Origin of the sequence: Nosocomiicoccus massiliensis (assembly GCF_000438455.1) — a bacterium.
Lineage (GTDB): Bacteria > Bacillota > Bacilli > Staphylococcales > Salinicoccaceae > Nosocomiicoccus > Nosocomiicoccus massiliensis.
The window spans coordinates 1-4,628 of record NZ_CAVG010000083.1; the positions used below are offsets into that span (position 1 = coordinate 1).

Annotated in this window: 6 protein-coding genes; 1 reads left to right on the plus strand and 5 read right to left on the minus strand. The window is 37.2% G+C overall.

The genetic code is table 11. The features are described from left to right. Positions 1-88 precede the first annotated feature (88 nt). From TJ68_RS03740 to TJ68_RS03760, 5 genes are all read right to left on the minus strand, one after another. Complete coding sequence (locus TJ68_RS03740) at positions 89-793, minus strand: cytochrome c biogenesis CcdA family protein (protein WP_040928823.1); 705 nt, start codon at positions 791-793, stop codon at positions 89-91. Between the two features lie 139 nt (positions 794-932). After that, on the minus strand, positions 933-1,163 hold the full coding sequence (locus TJ68_RS03745) for a YneF family protein (RefSeq protein WP_040928824.1): 231 nt from the start codon (positions 1,161-1,163) through the stop codon (positions 933-935). A 102-nt stretch (positions 1,164-1,265) separates the two neighbouring features. Next, positions 1,266-3,251: a transketolase gene (tkt, locus tag TJ68_RS03750; protein WP_040928830.1), complete on the minus strand. Its 1,986-nt coding sequence runs from the start codon at positions 3,249-3,251 to the stop codon at positions 1,266-1,268. A gap of 16 nt (positions 3,252-3,267) precedes the next feature. Further along, a complete protein-coding gene (locus TJ68_RS03755; protein WP_371327386.1) occupies positions 3,268-3,504 on the minus strand; it encodes a DUF896 domain-containing protein in 237 nt (78 codons plus the stop codon). 74 nt (positions 3,505-3,578) lie between these two features. Further along, on the minus strand, positions 3,579-3,794 hold the full coding sequence (locus TJ68_RS03760; RefSeq protein ID WP_040928827.1) for a hypothetical protein: 216 nt from the start codon (positions 3,792-3,794) through the stop codon (positions 3,579-3,581). 139 nt (positions 3,795-3,933) lie between these two features. On the opposite strand from TJ68_RS03760, the gene lexA reads away from it, so the two are divergent. After that, positions 3,934-4,548 carry a transcriptional repressor LexA gene (lexA, locus tag TJ68_RS03765; protein WP_040928828.1) on the plus strand — a complete coding sequence of 205 codons (615 nt, stop codon included), beginning with the start codon at positions 3,934-3,936 and terminating at the stop codon, positions 4,546-4,548. The last annotated feature ends 80 nt before the right edge of the window (positions 4,549-4,628 follow it).

Below are 4,628 nucleotides of genomic sequence, written 5' to 3' on the forward strand. Positions count from 1 at the left end.
GAGTAACCCCCATTATAATCGCACCGATCGATGCGATTATAAATAGCGTATCCTCATATTCTTTTAGTAAAGCGAATAATTCATTCATTTAAAACCCTCTAAACTCTCCAAAGTACGGTGATAACCAAATAATAATCTTAGTCAGACCGTCAAAGTATAATAAAATACCCATTAAAATCATAATTACGCCGCCGACTTTCATTAGAATGCCAGAGTATTTAACAATCCAACGTGTACGAGAGACGAAGAAACTTAATATGAAAAACGGTACTGAGAATCCTAAACAATAAATGACCATTAACATTAATGCATTTTCTGGCTCTGTTGCACTCATCGCAAAAATTGCACCGATAATTGGTCCGTTACATGGAGTCCACCCTGCAGCGAACGCCATACCGATTAACACAGATCCTACAAACCCACTCGGTCTATTTTTAAATTCAATTTTTCTATTTTTATTTAAGAAATCGAAGTTTAAAATACCCGTAATAATTAAACCAAATACGATAATTAGTATCGCACCTATTTGTTGAATTAGTTTCGAATATTCGATGAGTATACCACCGAAAAATGACGTACCAAATCCAATTGCGATATAAATGATACTAAACCCAACGAGGAAGAATAACGTATGTAAAATTGCACGTAAGTTAAAATTACGATTTTGAACTTCATCAAAACTCATCCCAGTAATGTATGAGATAAATGCCGGGAATACCGGTAATACACATGGGGATACAAAACTTAGCACGCCTGCTCCAAATGCTAAGAAAAAAGTAACTTCACTACCCAATGTTCTGCCTCCATTTCATATATATTAAGTGTATCATCTAAACGACTGAACTGCTCTATTAACAGTAATATATATATGACAAATTATCAAAATAAAAAGCACGTCTCTTAAATGATTCAAGAGACATGCTTCATATCAGTTATTTTTTAACGTCTTTCATGTTTTTATTCATCATAGACATCATTTGGTTAATTTTCTTTTGTGAAGGTTTTTGACCCATCTGCATCATCATCATTCTTAACACGTCTTCGTTAATTGGTGGGTTTTTCTCTAAGTAATCCATCATATACTTTCGTGCCATATAAAAACCAAGTGCTGTACCAGCAATTAGTGCGACGATAACGATTAAAATCCAAATCCAAGTTGCCAAACGACTCACCTCTTTCCAATTTTCAACATTATAATTGTACATGAATTTAAAACTACGTTCAATGCATTTAAAACATCCTGTACAGTGTACAGGATGTTTGTTTTAGTCTTCTAAAATAATATTTACTAAGTTATCGACTGTGTAGCCGTATTTTTCCATTACGTAATCTCCAGGCGCACTTGCACCGAATGTGTCGATCGTTAAGTACTTACCGTCAAGACCGACAAATCGTGCCCACCCGATACTCGCTGCCATTTCTACAGCTGTTCTATTTTCGATATGTTTATTTAATACGCTATCGATATACGCTTTATCTTGTTTGAAGAATGTTTCAGTATCTGGTAATGATACGACTTTAATGTTTACGTCTTTTTCTTTTAAAACTTTTGCCGCTTCAATCGCAAGTGCAACTTCACTACCTGTTGCAAACACAATTGCGTCGTCTCCATTATCATATGCAACGTATCCACCACGTTTTACCCCTTCAGCGAGCGTATCTTTGTCGATATCTAACGCTTCGACGTCTTGACGCGTTAATACGAGTGCGGTTGGAGTGTATTTAGATTCAACTGCACGTTTCCAAGCTTCACGTGTTTCGTTACCGTCAGCAGGACGAATGACGTTTAAATTTGGAATTGCACGAAGTCCAGCGAGTTGCTCGATCGGTTCGTGAGTTGGTCCGTCTTCACCGACTGCGATTGAGTCGTGTGTAAATACGTATGTGACTGGTAACTGCATTAACGCACTTAAACGTACCGCTGGTTTTAAGTAGTCACTAAACACAAAGAATGTACCGACGTACGGTAAAATTGCACCGTGTGCAGCCATACCGTTCGCTGCAGCTGCCATCGCAAATTCTCTTACACCAAACCAAATGTTACGTCCGCTGTAGTTACCTGGTAAGAATGCTTCTTCAGCATTGACTAGTGTTTTGTTTGATGATGCTAAGTCAGCTGCTCCACCGAATAACGTTGGAATGTTTTCTGATAGTTTTTGAATGACGTCACTTGAACTGCCACGTGTCGCCTTTTTAGAGCCGACTTCGTATGTTGGTAAGTTCATGTCGTAATCCACTGGTAATTTACCGTTAATTGCATCTACTAACGTATTGTATAAATCTTCATTGCTCGCTTTATATTCTTCCATTAAAGCGTTCCATTCGTTCTCTAACTCTTCACCACGTTTGTTTAACGTTTCGTTAAAACGCTCATATACGCTATCATCTACGTGGAATGACTTTGTGTGGTCTAAACCATAATGATCAAACGCACTCTTTCTTTCATCTTCACCGATTGGTGCACCGTGTGAATCACTTTTACCTTGTTTGTTCGGCGAACCATATCCGATAATCGTTTTAACTTCAATTAATGACGGTTTATCTGAAGATTTCGCGTTTTCAATCGCTTGACTGATCGCTTCTAAGTCGTTACCGTCTTTTACGATTTGATAGTCCCAGTTATATGCTTTAAAACGACCTTCGATATTCTCAGAGAAACTCATATCTAAATCACCGTCGAGTGAAATATCGTTAGAGTCATATAATACGATTAACTTATCGAGCGCTAAATGCCCAGCAAGTGATGCAGCCTCATGTGAAATACCTTCCATTAAGTCACCGTCACTTGCTAGTACGTACGTATAGTGATCGATAACGTTATGTTCTTTCGTATTAAACTTCGCTGCTAAATGAGCTTCAGCCATCGCCATACCAACACTCATTGCAAAACCTTGGCCAAGAGGACCTGTTGTAATTTCTACTCCGTCAGTATGCTTAAACTCTGGGTGTCCTGGTGTTTTAGATTCGTATTGACGGAATTCTTTAATGTCGTCCATAGAGATAACACCAGAAAAATGGAGTAAGCTGTATAACAGCATGCTTCCATGTCCCGCACTTAAGATGAAGCGGTCTCTGTTAAACCAGTTTACAGATTTACTATTAAAGTTTAAGTGGTCTTTCCATAACGCATACGCCATCGGTGCAGCCCCCATCGGAAGTCCTGGGTGTCCTGAATTTGCTTTCTCAATTGCATCGATAGACAATGCACGGATTGAATTGACAACTAATTGGTCTGTTTGATCAAAAGTCATAGTCATTTAAATCTCCTTAATTATTTCTTCTTCTTTTTTGAATATCTTTTACTTTTTGAGGTGTAACATCGTTACCCTCTGGATCAATCACTGTCGCATTTTCAATTTGCGATCTAAAGCTACTTCTAAAGTTTTCTAAATACTCTTTTCTTAGTGCATTCAGTTCTTCAAGATCATCTTTAGTAATCTTTTCTTCACGCTTTAACTTCGCTAAATGGTTCAGTCGTTTTAATTTTTTATCATCTAACATGATGACTCATCCTTTCTACTTAAATTTACCATAAAAAAACGCATTCGGCTATATTGCCGATGCGCAAATATCATATATTATCTGTTTAACGTTTTACTTGCGAATTCAAGTGTATCGTTCGTATCACTGTTCGCTATTTGATCTTGTACAAAAAATGCTGCTTGTGATGACCCGAATACATGATCGAGATCATAAAGTGGTGCATGTATATAAAAATCGATTAAAAAGTATATGCTTAACGTGATAAGTAAAGCTGTAATCGCAAGTATTGTAATTTGTTCTTGTTTAACCATGTTTCATCTCTCCCGAACATTTGTTTGTACTATTATATTAATAGAACACGTGTTCGTTGTCAAGAGATTACGAACAAATGTTTGTACTCAACATATACTTATGCTAAAATTGAGTTAACTCAATATCGGAGGAAATATTATGGAACAATTAACCGCTCGTCAAAAAGAAGTACTTCAATATATTAAGCAATGTGTAAACGAACAAGGGTACCCACCGAGTGTCCGTGAAATTGGGAATGCGATTGGCTTACAATCGAGCTCTACTGTCCATGGGCATTTAAGTAAATTAGAAGAAAAAGGCTACATCAAACGAAATCCAACAAAACCTCGTGCAATTGAAATTGTTGGTAATGAGTTTGAAGAAAAAGTAGCTGTCATTCATGCACCAGTACTCGGTAAAGTTACTGCTGGGTTACCGATCACTGCTGTTGAAAACGTCGAAGAATACTTCCCACTCCCAGAACATTTAACTGCTGGACATAATAGTGAGGTATTCCTACTTACAGTTGTCGGAGATAGTATGATTGAAGCAGGAATTCATGACGGAGATAAAGTCATCGTTAGAAAGCAGAACATCGCACATAACGGGGAAATTATCGTTGCGATGAACGATGAAAACGAAGCGACAGTAAAACGTTTCTATAAAGAAAAAGGCTACTATAGACTCCAACCAGAAAATAGTATGATGGATCCAATTATTTTAGATTCAGTCACAGTACTTGGTAAAGTAATTGGTCTATATAGAGAGTTATAATTTTTATTAAGATAAACATTGTTTTCTAATGTTTATCTCAGGCTGTAGACAAAGTCTCAAATGAGATGACGTTTACAGCC

What these genes read in the sequence shown, in the direction of transcription:
- tkt (WP_040928830.1), bottom strand. Translation starts at nt 3,251, where the DNA reads ATGACTTTTGATCAAACAGACCAATTAGTTGTCAATTCAATCCGTGCA.
- TJ68_RS03760 (WP_040928827.1), bottom strand. Translation starts at nt 3,794, where the DNA reads ATGGTTAAACAAGAACAAATTACAATACTTGCGATTACAGCTTTACTT.
- lexA (WP_040928828.1), top strand. Translation starts at nt 3,934, where the DNA reads ATGGAACAATTAACCGCTCGTCAAAAAGAAGTACTTCAATATATTAAG.